The organism is Phycisphaeraceae bacterium, assembly GCA_019636655.1.
In the GTDB taxonomy this organism is placed as follows: Bacteria; Planctomycetota; Phycisphaerae; order Phycisphaerales; family UBA1924; genus JAHBXB01.
The window spans coordinates 179,779-200,107 of record JAHBXB010000003.1 but is presented as its reverse complement, the minus strand read 5'-3'; the positions used below and the strand labels follow the sequence as shown (position 1 = coordinate 200,107).

Annotated in this window: 13 protein-coding genes and 1 tRNA gene; 4 read left to right on the top strand and 10 right to left on the bottom strand. The window is 65.2% G+C overall.

The annotated features are described in order from the left end of the window. Positions 1-36: 36 nt before the first annotated feature. From KF745_10670 to KF745_10645, 6 genes are all read right to left on the bottom strand, one after another. Positions 37-1,551, bottom strand: a complete 1,515-nt coding sequence (locus KF745_10670) for a hypothetical protein (protein MBX3358879.1) — start codon at positions 1,549-1,551, stop codon at positions 37-39. Positions 1,552-1,786: 235 nt separating this feature from the next. Beyond that, the gene (locus tag KF745_10665; GenBank protein ID MBX3358878.1) at positions 1,787-2,962 is read right to left on the bottom strand and encodes a tyrosine-type recombinase/integrase; all 1,176 of its coding nucleotides are present in this window, start codon (positions 2,960-2,962) and stop codon (positions 1,787-1,789) included. Positions 2,963-3,101: 139 nt separating this feature from the next. Next, positions 3,102-3,175: transfer RNA gene (locus KF745_10660), tRNA-Met, on the bottom strand. A 76-nt stretch (positions 3,176-3,251) separates the two neighbouring features. After that, positions 3,252-4,472 (bottom strand): esterase-like activity of phytase family protein, encoded by a 1,221-nt coding sequence (locus KF745_10655; protein ID MBX3358877.1) that lies wholly within the window; start codon positions 4,470-4,472, stop codon positions 3,252-3,254. A gap of 93 nt (positions 4,473-4,565) precedes the next feature. Then, entirely contained in the window at positions 4,566-6,458 is a 1,893-nt protein-coding gene (locus KF745_10650; GenBank protein ID MBX3358876.1) for a lamin tail domain-containing protein, read from the bottom strand. 184 nt (positions 6,459-6,642) lie between these two features. Further along, positions 6,643-7,620, bottom strand: coding sequence for a prepilin-type N-terminal cleavage/methylation domain-containing protein (locus KF745_10645; protein ID MBX3358875.1), 978 nt, complete (start codon positions 7,618-7,620; stop codon positions 6,643-6,645). A 268-nt stretch (positions 7,621-7,888) separates the two neighbouring features. On the opposite strand from KF745_10645, the gene KF745_10640 reads away from it, so the two are divergent. The 4 genes from KF745_10640 (at position 7,889) to KF745_10625 (ending at position 13,730) form a co-directional block, all read left to right on the top strand. Next, positions 7,889-8,617 carry a hypothetical protein gene (locus tag KF745_10640; GenBank protein ID MBX3358874.1) on the top strand — a complete coding sequence of 243 codons (729 nt, stop codon included), beginning with the start codon at positions 7,889-7,891 and terminating at the stop codon, positions 8,615-8,617. 84 nt (positions 8,618-8,701) lie between these two features. Further along, positions 8,702-9,508, top strand: coding sequence for an inositol monophosphatase family protein (locus tag KF745_10635; GenBank protein MBX3358873.1), 807 nt, complete (start codon positions 8,702-8,704; stop codon positions 9,506-9,508). Between the two features lie 103 nt (positions 9,509-9,611). Next, positions 9,612-12,335 (top strand): DNA mismatch repair protein MutS, encoded by a 2,724-nt coding sequence (mutS, locus tag KF745_10630; protein ID MBX3358872.1) that lies wholly within the window; start codon positions 9,612-9,614, stop codon positions 12,333-12,335. A gap of 240 nt (positions 12,336-12,575) precedes the next feature. Then, on the top strand, positions 12,576-13,730 hold the full coding sequence (locus KF745_10625) for a patatin-like phospholipase family protein (protein MBX3358871.1): 1,155 nt from the start codon (positions 12,576-12,578) through the stop codon (positions 13,728-13,730). 10 nt (positions 13,731-13,740) lie between these two features. On the opposite strand, the gene KF745_10620 is transcribed toward KF745_10625, so the two are convergent. The 4 genes from KF745_10620 to KF745_10605 all read right to left on the bottom strand — a co-directional run bounded on the left by KF745_10620 (position 13,741) and on the right by KF745_10605 (position 20,116). Then, positions 13,741-15,672 (bottom strand): NHL repeat-containing protein, encoded by a 1,932-nt coding sequence (locus tag KF745_10620; protein ID MBX3358870.1) that lies wholly within the window; start codon positions 15,670-15,672, stop codon positions 13,741-13,743. Positions 15,673-15,853: 181 nt separating this feature from the next. Next, positions 15,854-16,546 carry a hypothetical protein gene (locus tag KF745_10615; GenBank protein ID MBX3358869.1) on the bottom strand — a complete coding sequence of 231 codons (693 nt, stop codon included), beginning with the start codon at positions 16,544-16,546 and terminating at the stop codon, positions 15,854-15,856. Positions 16,547-16,721: 175 nt separating this feature from the next. Beyond that, the gene (locus tag KF745_10610) at positions 16,722-17,633 is read right to left on the bottom strand and encodes a hypothetical protein (GenBank protein ID MBX3358868.1); all 912 of its coding nucleotides are present in this window, start codon (positions 17,631-17,633) and stop codon (positions 16,722-16,724) included. Between the two features lie 710 nt (positions 17,634-18,343). Then, positions 18,344-20,116, bottom strand: a complete 1,773-nt coding sequence (locus KF745_10605; protein MBX3358867.1) for an acyl-CoA carboxylase subunit beta — start codon at positions 20,114-20,116, stop codon at positions 18,344-18,346. Positions 20,117-20,329: the final 213 nt, after the last annotated feature.

The following is a 20,329-nucleotide window of genomic DNA, read 5'->3' as shown; positions in this document are numbered from 1 at the left end:
CGAAGCAGGGGCACTCGATGCGTATAAATAGGATTTCTAGCAGACGATGAGATCGGTGGTCCACGCATTAATAAAAGCAGCAAGATCGGCAGAGTCGGTCACTCCGGTGTTGTCGAAGTCTGCGATAGTTGTGCCCTGCGCGATATCGGCCGACCAGGATTGAATGAAGGCGGCGATGTCCGTTGGCTCGATAATGCCGTTGTGATCCCAGTCGCTGCGGCACGGGCTGCCAGGATGAACGTTCATCATCATCAGCGCCGAGTATGCTGCCGTGGATGGCGTGACGCCATTGTCGTCAATATTGCCTACAAAGTGAATCTTTGCGTAACCAGAGAGATCCCTGTCCGCAACTACCAGTCCATCGACACCCCGTAGTGAAGCTACCACCGCAGGATAATCGGCCAAGCCATCCCCGGTTAGATCCACACTATCGCCAGTTGTGACGACTCGTCGACCGTTGATGAAGAGCGCTTGGCCAGTCACACTTCCGATATGGACATCCCATACGAAAACGATGTCGCGGTTCTCATTAATCGCCACGTCGCGGAGGCGTGTGCCGAGGATGGCGCCATCTACGATGTTACCAGTACGGTACTGGATTTCACCATCGATCATAAGAATGGCGGTTGGCAGCGCCAGAGGCACCGACGGATCGGAGGTAGTTGCCGCGAGGAACCAATGCCCAGAGCCGGTGATTCCCATTTGCTGAAACGATGCCCAGGTCTCTGGGGGCCTGCGGCCTGCAGCGACCACGGGCCGCCCCTGAAGTACGATGTCACCAGCAACAAGCGCGGTTCCGTCGAGCACGACGGCTTGGTACACTGGACCTGCATGATCCGCTACCGTGACCTCAGCAATATATCGATCACCAGCTGGCGAAAACCCGAAAGCTGGTCCAACGGTGGCGATTGACGACAATGGCTCTGCAAGTCCAGGGACTAGTTGATTATAAATCAATACTGGCTCTGGGGTATGCCCAAAGAATAGTCCCCAACTTAATGAAAGGCCTCCCGGGGCTCCTGCTAAGCCTGCGAGCCAGTAGGGGGTGCCGTTCGTAGTGATGCCGGGGCGGCTGGTGAATCGCCAAAATCGCTCCGGCTCGAGGCCTGGGATGACGTCGGATTGGATCGCAAGAAGTGTGTCGTCTACCCACACTGAGTCCTTGAAGCCGACTGAGCCTATCGCCATTTCGGCGCTGTAGGCGATTTGACCCTTCTTGCTAACGCCGAGTTTTGCTTCGAATTCAGCCTGTGGAAGAATCTCACTAAAGGACTCAGTACGGAGTAGCGCGGGTGGGTCTCCGTTCACCTGACCCCAAATGTGGCTCAATCGTCTCGTGCCACCCTGGACAGCTATTTCTGTTTGCACAGTAACGGCGAAGCCGGCAGCGTGGTCGGTCGCAGGAGAGCCAATTGACACCACCGACTGCCCAGCAGGGATGGCCAGGAGCGGATCACCAACCTTGATTACCACACTTGGCTGGGCACCAGCCGGCGCGCAGAAGAGCGACATGGAGAGAGACAGGGCGATATTGCTGTGTACTCGTGTCATGGGAGTTCCAAGATCGCGGTGCCGGGCTGCTTCGATGACGTTAATCGACAATCAAGCGTCACAGGCGATGCACCTAGCTGTGACACATCGGGCCCAGATCGTGTCCAGAACATATCCACTTGCCAGGAGATACGCAAGTGACTCCGCGCGATGTGCCGAGCCTTGTGCAAAAATTGTGCAAAGCCCATCGCCTTACTCCCACGTGCGCGGGGAGGCCTGGAGTTGCACACGGGCATCAAATTGCATCCGGCATGAGGTAATCACTGTTCGAAAACTCCACATCGGTTCCCATCGCGTCTGGTACCAGCGCTGCATAGTGCTTCCGGCAGATCTCCGGCGAGTTCCCCATCAACGTGGCGATCTTGTACAGGCTGACGCCCTTCTGGGCAAGTTGGCTCCCGAAGGTGTGCCGGAAGTGCAGGCAGGTCCATGCGAGCCCCGCCCGCTCCTGGGCGGTCCTGAGATCGCTGGACAGGTTGTCGGGGTCGTACGGCAGACCGTGCGGGCTGGGGAAGTACAGACCCGCCGGGTTGGGGGTTGGGCGGTAGCGCAGCAGCCACCGCGCGAGGTCCCGGCTGATGGGGACCGCACGGTTTACCCTGGTCTTAGGCTGCCACGAGCGATCGCCGATGGTCTTTGCCCGGATCCGGATCATGCCGCGAGCGCCCGCATGCAGGTCAACGTCGGCAGCAGTGAGCCAGAGGGCCTCCTCCCGGCGGAGCCCGGCATAGATGTACATTGCCACCATGGTCTGGAGCTGGCGGTGGTCCTCGAGGGCCTCGAGCTGCTCATCGATCTGCCGGAGCGTGAGGTACCGGATCTCCGGGGCAGGCTCCCGGTACCGGTCGACCCGTGCCGCCGGGTTGCGGTCGCCGGGTAGGCGGACCCGGCCATCCCTGATCGCCCAGTTGAACAGCCTGTTGACGATCTCGCGGTAGCGGTTCGCAGTCTTCGGGGCGAGCCCCTTGGCGCGGACCAAGCGGCCGATGAACTCGGTGATCTGCGCAGTCGAGACCTGCTCGATGAACGCCGCATCGAGCGGGGCGACGTCTCGCGGCGTGCTGCCCGGCGTCGGCGGACGCTTGGTCGTTGCCGGCGTAACCACCCGGCTTGTGATCTCGATCTCGGGGCAGCACGGGCCGAACATCTGACGCAGGTAGTAGACGTCCGTCTGGGCGCTCTTCGCGGTCTTCACGAGCCGCATCTGGCGGACATACGCGGCGACGATCTCGCCGATCGGCGTTCGTGTCGGGAGCGGGTCATCGAATCCCGCGGCGAGCCTGGACTCGATCTTCCTGAGCCGTTCCTTGGCGACCTGGAGCGACGAAGTCTTGAGGGTTACCCGCCGCTGCTTCGTTCCGATATACCACTGGGCGTAGTAGGTGCCGCCGCGCTTCTTGAGACTGGCCACTGAGACCTCCGGGACCGTGCTGGTCCTCGTGGCAGGTCCCGGCTCTCGCGGACGCGGGGCCAAAACAGGGGTCAAAGGGCCGCCGCGGGCACGAAAAAAGGGACCTGCGATGTTGCGCAAGTCCCTTTCACACAAGAAGTAGCGGGGGCAGGATTTGAACCTGCGACCTCCGGGTTATGAGCCCGACGAGCTACCAGGCTGCTCTACCCCGCAGTCTTGACCCCAGCGTAGACCGCTGGCACGACGGGGTCAATGCACGGATAGCCGGAGGAACGTCGAGCGTCGGCTGCTACTCCGTCTGGGCGGTGCCCGCGCCCCCCGGATCCGGCAACGTAAACAGCCACAGGAACGTTGGCGAGTCGGGTCTGAAGTCGTTGTCGCTCGTGACGAGGATCGTCTGGCGGCCGTCGGGCATCGGTGGACCGATTGCGAGTCCCTCGATCTTCTCCGGGAAACTCGTGCTCGCCAGTCCAAACTCCGGCGAGAGCAGGTCGACTGCCACCGACTTCGTGACCGGGGTCACTCCGTCGGGAAGGCCGGTGGACGGTAGCGAAGAGATCGCGGACACATCCGTCGCACCGCCAATCGCGAATCGGATGATGGACTTGACGCGGGATTCCGCGGCCGAACGACCGTCCCGCTCGATGGCGAGCAGGTCGCCATTCGGGAGGCACAGGAGTTCGTTGAGCCCCAGCGACGCATTGGAGAGCACGTAGACGAACTCACGAGTCGCGCCGCTCCGAAGGTCGATCTCGAGCAACCGTACGTTGACCCCGATCCGCCGACCGTCGGACGACAGCGCCCCATCCTGGATCAGCGGGCTCTGCAGTGCCGCGTACAGCCTGCGGCCATCCGGAGTGATCGCCAGGCCCTCGAAACCCCGGTTGGGCTGGCGGCCGACCGTGTTCGTGGGCGGAAGCTCATCGCGAGGATTCGCGGATGGATGGACACACGCGAACGCCGCGGGGATCGCGAGCCACGACTGAAGCCGGCCATCTGCCCCGAATCGCCCGATACCCGTGCGGTACTCCTCGGCGATGTACACACTCCCATCGGGCCCGATCCGCACGGCCTCCGGGTCAAGTCGGAACGCGTCGACGTCCGGCGCGTCCGCATCGTCATCCTGCCTGAGCGAAGCAGACCCGATGAACGCCCTGCCGTCGGCTGTTGAAAGCAACGTCGTCTGGACCAGCTTCGGAGTGATCGTGCCCGCGGCCAGATCAACAGCCAGATCCATGGTGAACATGCGGCACCGGTACGGCGCGGCGCCATCGAGCGGCCCGCGATCGGCGACAAAGAGATACCGACCAGCCTGCGGCGTCGACGTGACCCCGGACCCAAGCGATGCCAGCACGTTGTTGGCAACGTTCGGCGTGATCGACTCCGTGAGTCCGGAGGTGTCCGTCGCGTCCGCCGCGATCGTCCCCCGGGCCACGAGTTCGACACGCTGGATGTTCGACTGGGGCTGGGCCAGTCCAACAGGCAGGATCAACAGCAGCGGGATCAGCATCAGAGCTCCTTGTGAGTATGCCGGGAAAAAGGCCGCCCGCGGCGATCAAGCCACGGGCGGAGGAATACCTGTTGACGTGGCCGCGGGGCCCGTTCATGGGCAACCGAGCTGTCCGGAGGTCAGGCCGCCGATCCAGCTCTGGATGAACACTCCGATGTCAGCCGGTTCCACAGCGCCGTTGCAGTCGATATCGGCGTACAGCGACACACCCGGGAGCCCGGGGTTGGAGACCGCGAACGACCAGGACTGCACGAACTGCGCGATATCCGAGGGCTCGACGACGTTGTTCCGGTCCCAGTCGCCGATGCACTGGGCCGAGTCAGCCGTGCCATCGGGTCCGCCGGCGATGGGGAGGCCGTTCTGATTCGGCGCCGTCCGGTTGAAGCAGTCGGGTCCGGAGGGTCCACACAGCACAGCCGGAGAGGCGAGGCTGCGCGGGAAGTCGGGGAACGCAATATCAAAGTCGTTGAAGTTCTGGTTGGTGTCCTGGCAACCGTTGTTCTTGCGAACCGCGGAGAGGATGTTCGACAGGTTGCCCGTCGCGGCGGCGCCCTCGAAGCACAGGGCACTGGATCCATACCCGACGAAGTCAACCACGGAGGCATCCGCGCAGTTCGTGCCGATCGGCGTCGTGGAGTTGCACAGCGCCAGCCGGCCCGCGTCGTTGGCCATCGCCACGCCCACGCTCTGCTCGTCGAGCGGGTTGTACCCAAGGATGTCGGCGGTGAACGGCAGACCGTTGATATCGGAGCCGCGGTTGGTCTGGATCAGCACATACCGCCCCGCCGGGATCGAGCCACTCAGATTGATCGTCCGCGAGGCATCGAACTGCTGCGAGAACGAGGGGGCGTACTGGAGGGACCACCCGGCCAGATTCACCGTGCTCCCCGAACGGTTGTGCAGCTCAACGAAGTCCGCGTAGAGCGGCGCGCCGGAGTTGCCGCCGCCGCCAAACACCGCGCTGATCACCATCGGAGCCGTCGAGTTCTGCGAGCAGTTCGCCACGGCCAGCGTGATCGATCCGTTCGAGGAACGCGCCTGCGCATCGGCAACCGTGAACCCGAGCGACCGGCTTCCCGGCGTGAGGTTGCCCGGGAGCGTCGCGGTGTAGGAGAATACGCCGTCGCCGGGGACGGTGTCCCCATTCGTGCCGTCGTCAAACAGGGTCTGAGAGGCCGACCCGCCGATCGTCGAGAGGTTGGCCGTCACGGTGATGCCCGTGCTCGGGGGATTAAGACCGCCGCTGGCGGCGACGGAGACCGTCACCGTCGTTTCTGTGGAACAGATGGCGCCGGGTTGCGCCGCGCCGCTGCCAGTGGGGGGGGTCGGTGACGAGCCCATACCGCTGACCGTCACCATGTCGAAGCGATTGGTGCCGCCGCCGGCGTAGGTGGATGTGGCGGTCGCGGCGGAGTACAGCGAACCAAGGCCCGGATCGAACACGGCGACGATGCGGAACTTGAAGTTCGGGTTGTTGCTCGCGGCGGGCACGGCCGAGAGATCGGCGGTGCGGCCGTTGAACCACGTATCGCCACCGGTGGCCTCGAACACCGGTCCCGCGATGAAGTTCACGCCGTCGGTGGAGTACATAAACTGGGAGAAGCGAGAGGATGTGTTGCTGTGGCGGTGATCCCAGGTGACCACGATGTTCGTGAAGCCCACCGTGGAGACCGCGAACTCAACACCTGCGGTGCCGGAGCCCGCACCCTGTGCGGGGTAGTTGGTCGTCTGGTACCCGCTGTCGTCGCCGACATTGGGATCGCTGGAACCGCCCGACGCATCGCCGCTGGCAAAGGTCGAGGTGATCCCGCCGATATCCGTCAGGACGCCCGCGCCGATGGCCGGCGTAGTGACGCCCGTTCCGGTGTTGCCGTCCGGTACGGGGCTGTTGAACGTCCACTGGGTCACCGTCTGCTGGGCCGACGCGGCTGCTGTGGCAGCAAACACCGCAGCCGCAGCGATCCAAGCATTTCTCCGATACGACATGCTGTCCTCCTGGTTAGCCGAAAACGTGGGTCCTGCTCTTCGAGCCAGAGATTAGATCTTGGATCGTGAATGTCACCGCTCGGTTGATGAAGATCGGGTGAAGGCGAAGAACAAACGGTTGACTGTGCGCGCACCCGCCGCGCATCACCCTGATCCGACGTTGTGATCGCGCCCTCGTCGCCTCCTAGAACGGCAGGCCCGGTGTGCTGAGCCAGCCACCGAACACCTTGCCCTCGATCTCGTGGTACTTGAGCGCCGTGATGCCGCCGGGGTACGCGGTCTGCGTGCCGCCGAACTCGCCATCACGATTGGTATCGGTGAATGTCTCCGCGTGCCCATCTGCAAACCCAATGTTGCCGTAGATGCGGTCGTGGTTGGCCCCGCCGCGGCTCATGAAGCTCCCCTTGCCATGCACGGGTCCGAAGTCCGTGTAGTCCTGTCGACCCCACACAATCCCCCGCCCGGGCACGTTCGCGACAGCGGGCCCGTCCGTCGTCGCCTTGGCGCCGGTGACCAGAACGCCGTTGATGCTCACGGTGTCGAGGCCGGTCTTGATCGTGCCGTCGGCAAGAAGCGGGACCCGCGACGGGCTGATATCGCTCGAAATCCAGTGCTCACGCAGCGGCCCCTGCACATAGCGAATGTCCTTGACATCCGGCGAGCCGCCCGGAGAAAGGGTGCGGGTCGCCGTGTAGGCCATCTGCCACGATTGGCAGTAGTTCGTGTTGAACCCCTCTTTGATAAGCCGATCCAACTCGGTCTGCGGGAACGTCTGGTACGGGTTGTCATTGGCCCGCTGCAGGTTCAGGTTCTGGCACGACTGCGCAACACTCGATGGGCAGAGCACCTGCCCCGGCGTCGCATACCCACCGTTGTTGTAGTCCGCCACCCAGCCCACCTCGTCGAACCGGCCGTACCCGGATTTGCGCCGGTTGTCGAAGGGCCCGGTCGAGAACAGGCCCTTGAAGTCATTGGCGTGCGTCGTGGCCGCGATCGACAACTGCCGCAGGTTGGCGCCGCACTTGGTCTGCCGAGCCGACTCCCGTGCCCCCGCCAGCGAGGGCAGCAGAATCGAGACCAGCACCGCGATAATGGCGATTACCACCAGAAGTTCGATCAGGGTGAACGCGCGGCGGCCTTGAGAGAAGAGTCGACGGGGCATGCGGGTGTCCGTGGGTGCTCGGGCAAGGGCCATCTCAGTCTGCCACTGAGGACCGCACGGTACTTGCGGTCACGCCGCGGCATCTCAAAGACTTTGACAAGAATGCGCTAAGAGCCCCGCGCGTCCGTGGATCGGCTTGACGGAATCTTGACTGACGGCCGAGCAGGCTGACACATGGTGCCCGCTAGTCTCCCCGCTCGGAACTTCCGGCGGGTGTGATCATGTGTTTCGCACGGCCGGGCAGACACCACGAGAGGAGAGATGAGCTATGTCCATGCGCCGTGCCTTCCCGTTGATCGTCGGCCTGTCGCTCGCTGCAGCGGCCAATGCCGATATCGTCACGCAGTGGGACTTCAATACGCCGTCGCCCGGTGACGGGAACAACGGCACCGGAATTCTCACGCCAAACCTCGGGTCCGGCCTGCTCACCCCGATCGGCGGGATCACCGCGTCGTTTGCCAGCGGCGATGCGACCGGCGGCTCGAGCGACCCGAACGTCGGCGACGACAGCGCGTACAACACGACGTCCTACCCCGCCCAGGGCACGGCGTCCGGTACCGCCGGCGTCCGGTTCGACGTCAGCACCGCCGGCTTCTCGGGCATCTCCGTCGCCTTCGACCTCCGCCACAGCAACACGTCGTCGCGGTTTATCCAGTTCCAGTACTCGCTCGACGGCTCGACGTTCATCACGGCCGGCCTGGCGGGCGACGGGATCTTCGAAGCGAACTCCGGCGGCGACTTCTGGTACAACCTCCGCAGCGTCGACCTCTCGTCGATCGCCGCCGCCGACAACAATCCCGCCTTCGCGTTCCGCTTTGTGTCCATCTTCGATCCCTCCGCGGGCAATGCCTACTCCGCGGCCACCGCGACCAGCAGCTACGCCGGTTCGGGGACCCTGCGGTACGACATGGTCACCGTCAACGCCGTCCCCGCCCCCGGGGCCGCCGCCCTGGTTGTGGCCGGTGGAATCGTGGCGACCCGCCGCCGCCGGCGCTAATACCGCCTTTTCTCGCAGCCCCGGGGAGCCCTTTCCCCGGGGCTATTCTCTGCGCTGCTCGCACTTGGTTAGTACGATGCCGAGATGATCCCTCACCCCGACGCCGACGTGGAGCGCCGACTCTCGGCGGCACGAGAACTCGCCCACGCCGCGGGGGACCTCGCCAACTCGTACTTCAACCGCGCCGGTCTTCGCGTCGAGGAGAAGTCGGACGGCTCCCCGGTGACCCGTGCCGATCGCGAAGCCGAGCAGCTCATCCGGCGTGTACTGGCAGATCGATTCCCCGATGACGGCGTCCTCGGCGAGGAGTTTGGAGAGTCAACCGGTACGAGCGGATGGCGATGGATTGTCGACCCGATCGACGGCACCGCGTCGTTCGTCCGCGGGGTCCCGCTGTGGGGCACAATGATCGCGGCCGAGCGAGCCGGGGAGTGCACCGCCGGCGTGATCACGCTCGCCGCACTTGGGGAAACCGTCTGGGCGGCGAGCGGAGGGGGTGCGTGGCACGCCGCTCGCCCTGACGAATTCCCTCAACCGGCTCGGGTGAGCACGGTTGACGCGATCGGAAGCGCCCTGTGCTGCACCACTTCTACTGATTACTTCAGTCAGGCTGGCCAACTGCCGGCATTCGGCCGTCTCGCAGAGTCCTTCAATTCCATACGAGGCTGGAGCGATTGCTCCGCCCTCGTGCTGGTCGCAACAGGACGTATCGATGCCGTCGTCGAACCCGTGATGAAGCCCTGGGACATGGCCGCGGCGATCCCGATCCTGCGTGAGGCCGGCGGACGCTGCACCGATTGGCACGGGAACGTGACCGCTCACGGTGGAGCCGGCGTAGCCACTAACGGTCGCATTCACGACGAGCTGATCACCCTCCTCAACCGGAAGTAGCCCGCCCATTCCGACCAGAGGATCGGGCAGTTCGGGCAACGTACGCTTCGCGGATTCTGCCGGGTGTTTCCGGCAGCGCGGCGCACGTTTCTCCCACCCCCCAATGGCCGACCCACGCGAAACTCCGGCGATGCAGCAATACTACCGCTTCAAGCGGCAGCACCCTGATTGCGTCCTGCTCTTCCGCATCGGCGACTTCTACGAGATGTTCGACGACGACGCCGTGGCCGTTTCAAAGGCCATCGGCCTGACGCTCACCCAGCGCACCGAGGGCGTCCCCATGGCGGGCGTGCCCTACCACCAACTCGAAAACTACCTCCGGAAACTGATCGGGCACGGCTTCCGCGTTGCCGTCTGCGAGCAGATCCAAGATGCGGCGGAGGCTAAGGGCATCGTCGAGCGCGGTGTGACCCGTGTGCTCACGCCGGGGACGCTCGTCGATGAATCACTGCTGGAGGCCGATGCGAGCAGTCGGCTCGCCGCGGTCGCCTTCGTCGAGAGCGGTGACCGGCCGCGCGGCGCCGCGGCGGTGGTCGATCTCGCCAGCGGCGAGTTCATCGTGTTCGACGCCGAGTACGAGCCGCTCCTCGATGAACTCTCCCGCCGCGGGGTGACCGAGGTGCTCTACGCGGCAACCGCGACCGGGCAGGTACCCGATCGCGTACAGGGCGTGCTGAGCGTGCTCGGAGTCGCCGGCACCGGGCGGCCGGCCTGGCAGTTCCGCGGCGCCGAGGGACGCGAGGCCCTGCTCGAGCAGTTCGCCGTCGGCACACTCGCCGGGTTCGGGCTCGGCGACGATGACCACGCCATAGGGCCCGCGGGCGCAGTGCTCCGGTACCTGCGCGACACGCAGGCCCCGGGCGATCCCGGTTCGACACCTCGCACGGGCCCCCTCCGCCACCTCCGCCCGCCACGCCGCGAGGACCCGGCCACCGGGCTGGTCATCGATTCAACGACCCTGCGGGCCCTTGAGGTCGTACGAACGCTCCGCGACGGCGATGCGGCGGGCTCCCTGCTCGGCGTCTTCTCCGGACCGGGCGGCGGATGTGTCACGCCGATGGGCAAGCGGCTGCTCCGAGACTGGCTCTGCCGCCCGCTGTCCGATGGCTCAGCGATCGCCCACCGTCAGCGGGCGGTCGCGACGATGGTCGAGGATCGTCGGACCGCCGGGACCCTCCGTGAGTCCCTCGGCGGTGTCCAGGATGTCACGCGGATCGCCGCCCGGTTGGCCCTCGACCGGGCCACTCCGCGGGACTTGGTGGCCCTCGCCAAGTCGCTCGGCCAGGTGCAGTCCCTGTCCGAATCCCTCGCAGGTGCGCCGGCCCTCATCGGCTTTGCGGAGCGTCTCGAGGCCGTTGCGGACCAAATCGCGCCCCTCGCGGCCAGCATCGCCGCCGCGTGCGTGGATTCGCCGCCTCATCACCTCCGTGAAGGGGGCCTGATCCGCGACGGTTTCGACGCCGATCTGGACGAGTCGCGAGGTTTGCAGCGAGACGGCGCGGCATGGCTGGCTACTTACCAGAAAACCCTGGTCGAGGCGCACTCCCTGTCGGGGATCAAGGTCGGCTTCAACAAGGTCTTCGGCTACTACATCGAACTGACCAAATCCCAGGCCAGGAGCGCCCCTCCTTCCTTTACTAGAAAACAGACGCTGACCAACGCCGAGCGATTCATCACGCCGGAACTCAAGGATTTTGAGGAGAAGGCCACCCGTGCCGAGGCCCGCGCGATCGCGCGGGAGCAGGCGATCTTTGCCCGGTTGTGCGCCGAATCGGCTTCATCGATTCCAGCCATCGGCGCCTTCGCCGATGCCTGCGCCGAGATCGATGTGCTGCAGTGCTTCGCCGAGAAGGCGGCCCGCCGATCCTGGGTGCGTCCGGAGATCGTTGATGAGCCCGTGCTCAGCATCACCCAGGGGCGGCACCCCGTGCTCGATGAGTTGCTCGGCACGAACTTCGTCCCGAACGACGTCGGACTTGGGATCGGCGAAGGCGACACGGCCGCCGGCCCCCGCCTGGCTCTGATCACCGGACCGAACATGGCCGGCAAGAGTACGTTCATCCGGCAGACCGCCCTGCTCGCCCTGCTCGCGCACACCGGCTCGTTTGTGCCCGCGCAGCGGGCCCTCGTTGGCCTGGCCGACAGGATCTTCACGCGTGTCGGCGCCGATGATGCGCTGCACGCCGGGCAGAGCACGTTCATGGTCGAGATGACCGAGACCGCCCGGATCCTGCACCACGCCACCGAGCGGTCCATCGTGATATTGGACGAGATCGGCCGCGGCACCAGCACCCTCGACGGGCTCGCACTCGCATGGGCGATCGCCGAAACGCTCGCCGCGCCAGGGGGCCGGGAACCGCGATCCCGCCGCGGCGCCCCCCGGACCCTGTTCGCAACGCACTACCACGAACTCACCGGGCTCGAGGAGCAACTCCAGGGCCGGGTCATGAACCTGCACGTGTCGGTGCGGGAGTGGGGGGAGTCGATCGTCTTCCTCCACCGCATCCTGCCCGGCCGGACCAGCCAGTCCTATGGCATCCACGTCGCGAAACTCGCGGGCATCCCGAGCGACACCGTCCGCCGCGCCCGAGAGGTGCTCGAGTCCCTCGCCGTGCACCACTCCGGTTCCGAGCCCGGCCATATCCCACCGCGGCGGCCCGAGGATGTCACCGGCACAAGGCCGGTGCCCAACGGCCAGCTCTCGCTCTTTACGGAGTATGTCCCGCACCCGGCGATCGATGCGCTGCGAGAGATCAAGATCGACACGCTCACCCCGCTCCAGGCCTTCGATGCGCTGAGGCAGCTCAAGGGGATGACCGACGGGTAACCGATCGCTTCCCATTATCCGGGGGGCACTCGCCCGTCGGGTCCACTTCAGTTGGCCGCCGTGATATGCTGCCACGCCCTGCGGTTTTGCCCGCGGGTGATGGCCCGCACGCTCGGGCCGTTTGATGGAGCCCGAGTTGACGGAGGATGTCGGATGATTCTCGATGATCGTGGTACCAGTTTGAATGCGGCCTGCCTTGGACTGAGTCTGGTTGCCGCCGGGCTTGCGGGAGCCGCGGCGATGTCCGGGTGCTCCGCGCCGGCGCGCCCGATCCTCACGGACGCACAACTGGCCCAGCGGGCCCACACCGATTCCGAGGAGATGGCGGAAGCCCTCCACGACGCGGTTGGAAGGCTCATAGTCCGAGTTCAGGAGAAGGAGGCCGAGTCGGGGCCGCCGGTCCTGAACATCCTCGCGCTCTCCGGCGGCGGTGACTACGGCGCTTTCGGCGCGGGGTTTCTCGTCGGATGGGGCACGGTTCAGGATCCCGAATGGCGTCGCCCCGACTTCGATGTCGTAACCGGTGTCAGCACGGGCGCCATGCTGGCGCCCTTTGCCTACATCGGCACCGACGAGACCTGCAGCCAGGTGAATGCCTTCTACCGAGATCCGAAACCGGACTGGATCGAGGAGCGAGGCCTGCTGTATTTCCTCCCCTCAAACCCGTCGTTCATGACCCTTCCGGGCCTGGAGCGGGATCTCCGGCACGCGGTCGATGAACCGTTCGTGGACCAGATGGCCGCGCAGTCGGCCAAGGGCAAGGTGCTCATCGTGAGCGCCACCGACCTGGACCTCGGCCGCCAGAAGTTCTGGGATGTGGGCATGCTCGCGGAAGAGGCGAGCACAAGCGGCGACCCTCGCCCGGTGCAGGAGGTCATGCTCGCGTCAGCGTCGATCCCGGTGGTCTTCCCCCCGACCGGGATCAGCGAATCGATCTACGCGGACGGAGGGATCACCGCCAATGTCTTCCTCCGCCTCGACTGGCGCAACCCGAACGCGTTCATCCCTCGCTGGCGGGCCGCGAACCCGGGCAAACCGCTCCCGAAGGTCCGTTACTGGATCATCATCAACAACCAACTGACCCACGCCCCAAAGACTGTGCAGCTCAAGTGGCCCGCGATTGCCGCGCCGAGCCTCGAGATCGCGATCCGCTCGGCGACCCTCGCGGAGGTCGCTCTGCTGGCCGCCGAGGCCGACTACGTCAACGCCGCATTCAACGCGGACATCGAGGTCCGCGTCGTCGGAATCCCCTCCGACTGGCGCCCACCGGTCGAGGGCGATTTCGAGAAGCCGACCATGGATTCCCTGTCCGACCTCGGCCGCAAGCTCGGCGCGGACCCGGCCTCATGGAAGATCTGGGCCGCGCCGAACCTGACCGATATGCCCGTCCGCTGATTGCGCCGTTCTACGGTCGCTGCGGCGGGCCGATGAGGGGCGTCTTGACCGGCGCCGCCAGACCGATGAACACGACCATTCCGTCACCCCCCGGGTTGATTTGGATCGGGATCGTCCGCCAGTTGTTGGCAAGCCACACGTTGCCCGAGGGATCGATCGAAACCGCGGTGTTTCGGTCGAGGGCGTCGCTGTAGAAGCCCAGCGGCGAGAGCGGCTCGCCGGTCGATCCGTTGAACCCCGAGACGCGGAACCCGCCGAAGTTGGCCACCCACACGTTGTCGTTGCCATCCACCGCGATGCCCCACGGGATCCACAGCCCGCCGCCGGTGTAGTTGCCGACGAAGTTGCCGTCCGAATCGAGATGCGTGATCGAGGCCGAGGTTAGATCCGGGGCGAGCTGCCCGTAATCCTGGGCCCCTCCCACATCGCAGTACGTGCACGGCATGTTGACGACGCCGGAGTTGGAGATCCAGACGCCGTCGTGGCTGTCGACCGCGATCCCCATCGGTCGGTTGATCCCGGTTTCCGGGCCGGCGAGCGCGGTCCGCGTGCCTTCAGGCGAGAGGCGGAAGGCGGTGAAGTTCAGGTTGTCCGTGACCCAGGCGTTCCCCGAGCCGTCGATCGCGATGCCAAACGGCCTGGAGTTCGCCGTCTGCGGGCACATTCCCGGCTTGAGCCGAGAGTTGCTGTCGATGCCGTAGACCCAGTTCGTGTCCGGGTGGCCCGAGATGTACTTGGTGACGCTCCCGCCGCAGGCGTTCGCGATCCAGATGCTCCCCTTCTGGTCCGAGACGGTCGACTGCGGCGACGCGATACACCCCTGGGTGAAGCCGGTCGGCGGGCTGAGCGGCATCCCGGCGGCGTTGAGCTTTGACACGCTGTTTGCGGGCGGCGCAAACCGGCACGGGCACGTCGACCCGAAGAACCCGAAGTTCCCCAGCCACACGTTGCCCTCAGGGTCCACGGTGATCCCGAACCCGACGCCGTCGACACCCGCCGGGTTTCCGTCGAACGGCGCCCCGGGCGCATCCTCCCCGGTCGCGGTCAGCTTGAGCACCATCCTCCCGCCGCACGTGGGAAGCAGCCGGTTGTGCCGGAACATGTAGTTGTTGCAGATCCACACGTCGCCGCGGGCGTCGAACGCCATGGCGCCAGGCCCGTCGAACTCGTGCCCGTTCCCGGTGTACTTGAGCGCTAGTGTCCACGTGATCGGCGCGTGCGACCTCGACGGCTGGTACGGCTGATAGGCCTGCGAGACCAGGTACAGCGCCAGCGGGTTCTGCCACGGGTAGTGGGCGATGTTGACGGCCGCCTGCAGCGTGTCGGCGGGCGGCGGCCCTCCGGGCGGCGTGGCGAGGAACAGCAGCGCGCCGAAGTGCCCGCCCCGGATCGCGCCCGCCAACAGGTTGGCCAGCGAGTTGAACGTCTGCATCGTCGACGTCGCGTTCCCATTGGGCGGCGTGCCGAGCACGTGACCGACGGTGCCGTTTCGTACATCGACCAGGTTGCGCAGCGTCCCAGCGGCGTTCTGCAGCCCGGGCCATTTTCCACCGATCGCGGCCCCGTCGATGAACTGCGCCATCGCGTAGGCCGTGGCGATCGTGGTCCGCTCGTTGATCGTGACCGTCTCGGGGCAGGTCCCGCTCCCGAGAACCGTCGCGAGTCGAGTGGTCGGGTGCGGCCCATCGGCGATCAGGTACAGCACCGCATCAGGATTCTGCGGCGGCTGGAAGTGGATCGCGAAGTGCCCGTTGCGGTCCGCGACATCCGACCCGAGCGGCGCCGAGGCGGCCTCGCCGTTCCCGGCGACGTACAGCGTGACGGTCGAGAACCCCAGCGGAGTGTTGGCGCTGCGGACTTTTCCTCTCTGGACATCCGCCGAAGCGGTGGGAGCCAGAGCGGCCACGAGTACAACCAGGACGGACGCGATCGTCAGTTTCATTTGGGCCTCCTATGAAACGCGTGCTGAATCCAGCCTAGCGCACATTGGGGCCCATGCAACCCGTTTTTCCGATCTCAGCAAAAACCAGCGAGCACCCGGACTCGAAACCGGGCTCGGCTCGCGAGGGTACGTATGGAGAGGTGGGGGTGGGGTGGATGGGGCCTCCCCCTCCCCCCGCGGATCAATCGTTGGGCACGTAGTCGTAGTTGTGAATGTTCACCGTGAGACTCTTGCTGGGCACCTCCACGGTGGCGTATTGCAGGTGGTGCAGCCCGGAGTTCATGGTCTTGAACGTCGCCGAGATGGTCACCTGGTCCCCTTCGAACGTTGTCGAGATCTGGACACTGGTGGGAAGCAGCGAGGCCCCATCGAGAGTCATGCTGAACGTATCGCCGGGAACGACCACGCCGCTCCCGTTCACCTGAAGGAGCGACCGGCCGTCGGGAGAGGTGATCGGCTGCACCTGCGCCTGGGACAGGAACTCGACCACCTTGCCGCCGGCCGGCAGCGTGTACTGGTCGACGAGCTTGCCGAGCCCCTCGGCGAACTTCTCGAGCTTCTTCCGCTGCCCCTCGGCGATCGCCTTGCGGAAGAACCCGCCCGGGAGGCGGCCCTGCTGGTCGTTGAGCAGCGTCCTCTGGGGCTGCCCGTCGGGGCCGAGGTTGACCAGATCGATCCGTAGATCCTGCATCGCCTCGCCCTTGAGGACCTCCGTCCGGCAGTTCCAGTTGTACTGCGCCAGCATCGTCGCGTTCTTCTGGCGGGCAGCGACGATCCCGTTGGCCAGGCCCTCGTTGCGCACCTGCGCGAGGGCAGTCAGTGGCAGCATCAGGGCCGCGGCGAGGGCGATCCACAGCGTGTTCATCCGGTTCATCGTGCATTCTCCTGTGCATTGGGAGCGGCGTCCGCTCACGCCGACAGCGTAGCCGCAACACAACCATCGTGGGCGGCAGGATCCTGAGCAGCATGATGCTCTCGCTCGCTCCTGGTCGCGAGCGTTCGGCGGGATGACGGCGGGGGTAGGGGGCCTCCCTCCACCTCGTCGCGGCTCAACACCCGTTCGTGAGAGCTCTGAGCCACTCGTTCACAAAGGCGGCGATATCGGCCGGCTCGACGGCGCCGTTGTGGTCAAAGTCGGTGTCTAGCTCTCCCGTCGTGCGGCCCGCAAGCCACGCCTTGACAAAGGCTGCAATGTCGACAGGGTTGAGATCATAATCGCAATTAAAGTCTGCATGGCAGATGGTATACGTGGCGGTGTCACTCGCAATTTCCGGGCAACCTAGGGCAGTCCAGACGATGCAGCGTATCCCATAGTGATGAACATCGGGGCAGCTGAAAAGGTGAATCTCCACTGTCGGCGAATCCTGAGGTGTCACGGATGCGAACCCGCCACAAGCGAGCGGAATAGGCTCACCCGCGAGACTCTGCCACGCACCGCTTGGAGCAACCTGGACCTGCCATCGGTAGTGCAAGGTGTCCTCACCCGAGGCGACTACAGTGAACCTTGCAGAGCCTGATCGGCAGGAACTCTGCGCCAGGGGCTGGCTTCCAATCGTTGCGCCGGAGCACACATCCACCAATTCCCAAGTTTCGTTGTAGTTCTGAGTATTCCGCTGCTGACCTCCGAACAGGACGGTCACGCGACGAGCCGGGTCGTAGGCCATGCCGAAGTAATCTCTCGCGGACGGAGTACCCGCCGTCCGGAGGGTCCAGGTTCCACCGCTCAACTCCCAGGTATCGTCGTGAAACGTGCCCAGACCGAACTGCTCGCTCCCGCCATAGAGCACGGATACCTGCCTGGCCGGGTCATAGACCAACTTGGCGGCCTCCCGGGGTGGTGGCTGGATACCCCCGATTTGTGTCCACGTTACGCCATTCCAAGACCATGTGTCGCCCCTAGTGCCTGTACTGTCCGCGCCGCCGAAGAGCAAGGTGACACCCTGACTTGCATCATAAGCCATGGCATGACGGGAACGAGCCGACGGGCCGGTTGTGGATCGCAATGTCCACACCGTCCCATTCCACTCCCATGTCTCGCCATTGTACAGGCTCGTTGCGGTGGAGCCCCCAAAGAGCACCGAAACGGCGCGGACCGAATCGTAGGCCATCGCGTGATCATCGCGCGGCGACGGACCACTCACTATTCGTTGCGACCACGCCGTCCCGTCCCACTCCCACGTATCTGCAAGGAACCCGTTTGTGTGGGCGTTGCCACCGAATAGCACGATTACACGCCGGGCAGAGTCATACTCCATTGCAGTCTTAACCCGAATCGACGGCACGCTGTCAAACCGACGGGTCCAGCCTGTACCATCCCACTCCCAATGCTCAGAGACAACGCCAGTATTCAGAATCAGTCCCCCGAGTACCACAGTGACCCCGCGAGCCGCATCGTGAGCCATGCCAAACATTTTGCGCGGCGATGGACCACTCGCCATCCGCTGGACCCATGCTACCGGTTGCGCCGCTACCGATGTGCTAGTACAGGCGATACATGCCATTGCGATGAGGTGATTGCAGAAACGCTGGTCAAACAGAATCCACATGCGGCAACTCGACATAATGGCTAATCGCATACGGGACGCAACTACGCAAACGACGAATCCGACATGGCGAACGAGTATATCAGATCGATTCGGGCATGCAAGCTCTGTCAGCCGTTGCTGACACATCACGTCTGCAACACCCCGGTCCTGAACGGCTTGCCATAGTCCCACCCCTCCGTTGCCTGCAGCGCTGCGATGAGTTCGTCGCGTGTCTTGTGCGGCTCGATGAGCCGGTCCACCCAGCCGCGGGCCGCACCGTGCCGGATGTCGGCCTGCTCGGTGTAGCCGGCGTGGATCGCCGAGTAGATCGCGGTGTGCGTCGCCTCGTCGATGGTCTCGCCCTTGCGATTCCGGCTGGCCTCCTCGATGGTCGTCAGCACGCCCGTCGCCTGGTTCGCGCCCATCACGGCGCACTTGGCGCTGGGCCACGCGAAGGAGATGAACTGGTCGAACGCCCGCCCGCACATCGCGTAGTTCCCGGCGCCGTAACTGCCGCCGGTGATGACGACGATCTTGGGGACGATGCAGTTGGACATCGCGTTGACCATCTTCGCGCCGGCGCGGATGATGCCGCCCTGCTCGCTGTCGCGACCGACCATGAACCCGGTCGTGTCGTGGAGGAAGACGAGGGGGATCTTCCGCTGGTTGCAGTCCATGATGAACCGCGCGGCCTTGTCGGCGCTGTCGTCGTAGATCACGCCGGGCATCTGCACGGCCTTGGTCGGGCCGCTCTTGCCGCCCGCCACGCTCCGCTGCACCAGTTTCTTCTGGTTCGCGACGATGCCGCAGGCGTGCCCGCCGATCTTCGCGTAGCCGCAGACGATGCTCTGGCCGTACTCGGCCTTGTACTCATCGAAGTCCGGCTCGAGGGTCTTGTGGCCGTCGTCGTTGGGCACCGCCCGCCCGTCGACGATGCACGCGATGACCTCCTCGACGTCGTACTGGGCGCCGGGCTTGTCGGTAAAGACGGTGTGCACGTCGTCGGCGGGGCGGACCGGCGACACCGCGGGGCCCGCGGGAGCGGATCTCGGCGTGTTCCCACCGGCGTCCCCGTACTTGGCAACCAGTGATCGCAGCCTCGCGATGCACGCCGCGTCGTCCTTCTCCTTGAAATCGATCGTCCCGCTGATCGCCGCGTGCATGCTCGCCCCGCCGAGTTCCTCGTCCGTCACTTCCTGCCCGATCGCCGCCTTCACCAGCGCCGGACCGGCGAGGTACAGCCCGCTCCCATCGGTCATCAGCAGCGTGTCGCACAGCACGGGCAGGTAGCCTCCGCCCGCGACGCAGTACCCCATGATCGCCGCGATCTGCGGGATCCCCTCGGCGCTGATCACCGCGTTGTTGCGGAAGATGCGTCCGAAGTCGTCGGTGTCCGGGAAGACGTCCTCCTGCAGGGGCAGGAAGACGCCCGCGCTGTCCACGAGATAGATCAGCGGCAGGCGGGCCATCATCGCGATTGTTTGCGCCCGGATGATCTTCTTGCACGTCATCGGGAAGAACGCGCCGGCCTTCACCGTCGCATCGTTCGCAATAATCATGCAGCGGCGGCCGTGAACCGTTCCGATCCCGGTCACCACTCCCGCGGCGGGGGCGCCGCCGAACTCCTTATACATCCCGAAGGCGGACCAGAGGCCGAGTTCCTGGAATGTCGACACCGGCAGGGGTGTGGCGCTGGTCGTTGTGTGGGGGGGAGGGGTACCCCCCCCTCCCCTGTCGCCCGACGGATCGACCAGCAGCACGATCCGCTCCCTCGCGGTCAGCCGCCCCTTCTCGTGCTGCCGCTCGATCGCAGCAGCGCCGCCGCCAAGGCGGATCTTTGACTCGGCCTCCAGCAGGTCTTTGGTCAGCGTGCCGAGCGAGGCGGACTGCGGGGCACTATCAGTGGTCAACTTCGACATGCGGGCTCCGGGGCGGAAACGTTGGGGAATGGGTCTGGGCGAGAGGGTAGCGGCTGGCTCCGGTATCAGTCCTGTCTCAAAATATGCTGGCCTTTCTCTCAGCAGGTCACGGCTCGCGGCTCACACGGCAGGTCGCCATGCTGCGTTCCCGCGTCAGGCGCGTGGCGTCACACGCGCAAGCCCCGCCCTCCACACCCCTATCCCTCGTGAGCA

What these genes read in the sequence shown, in the direction of transcription:
- KF745_10610 (MBX3358868.1), bottom strand. Translation starts at nt 17,633, where the DNA reads ATGGCTTATGATGCAAGTCAGGGTGTCACCTTGCTCTTCGGCGGCGCG.
- KF745_10615 (MBX3358869.1), bottom strand. Translation starts at nt 16,546, where the DNA reads ATGAACCGGATGAACACGCTGTGGATCGCCCTCGCCGCGGCCCTGATG.
- KF745_10620 (MBX3358870.1), bottom strand. Translation starts at nt 15,672, where the DNA reads ATGAAACTGACGATCGCGTCCGTCCTGGTTGTACTCGTGGCCGCTCTG.
- KF745_10640 (MBX3358874.1), top strand. Translation starts at nt 7,889, where the DNA reads ATGTCCATGCGCCGTGCCTTCCCGTTGATCGTCGGCCTGTCGCTCGCT.
- KF745_10635 (MBX3358873.1), top strand. Translation starts at nt 8,702, where the DNA reads ATGATCCCTCACCCCGACGCCGACGTGGAGCGCCGACTCTCGGCGGCA.
- KF745_10645 (MBX3358875.1), bottom strand. Translation starts at nt 7,620, where the DNA reads ATGCCCCGTCGACTCTTCTCTCAAGGCCGCCGCGCGTTCACCCTGATC.
- KF745_10655 (MBX3358877.1), bottom strand. Translation starts at nt 4,472, where the DNA reads ATGCTGATCCCGCTGCTGTTGATCCTGCCTGTTGGACTGGCCCAGCCC.
- KF745_10650 (MBX3358876.1), bottom strand. Translation starts at nt 6,458, where the DNA reads ATGTCGTATCGGAGAAATGCTTGGATCGCTGCGGCTGCGGTGTTTGCT.
- mutS (MBX3358872.1), top strand. Translation starts at nt 9,612, where the DNA reads ATGGCCGACCCACGCGAAACTCCGGCGATGCAGCAATACTACCGCTTC.
- KF745_10625 (MBX3358871.1), top strand. Translation starts at nt 12,576, where the DNA reads ATGTCCGGGTGCTCCGCGCCGGCGCGCCCGATCCTCACGGACGCACAA.
- KF745_10670 (MBX3358879.1), bottom strand. Translation starts at nt 1,551, where the DNA reads ATGACACGAGTACACAGCAATATCGCCCTGTCTCTCTCCATGTCGCTC.
- KF745_10605 (MBX3358867.1), bottom strand. Translation starts at nt 20,116, where the DNA reads ATGTCGAAGTTGACCACTGATAGTGCCCCGCAGTCCGCCTCGCTCGGC.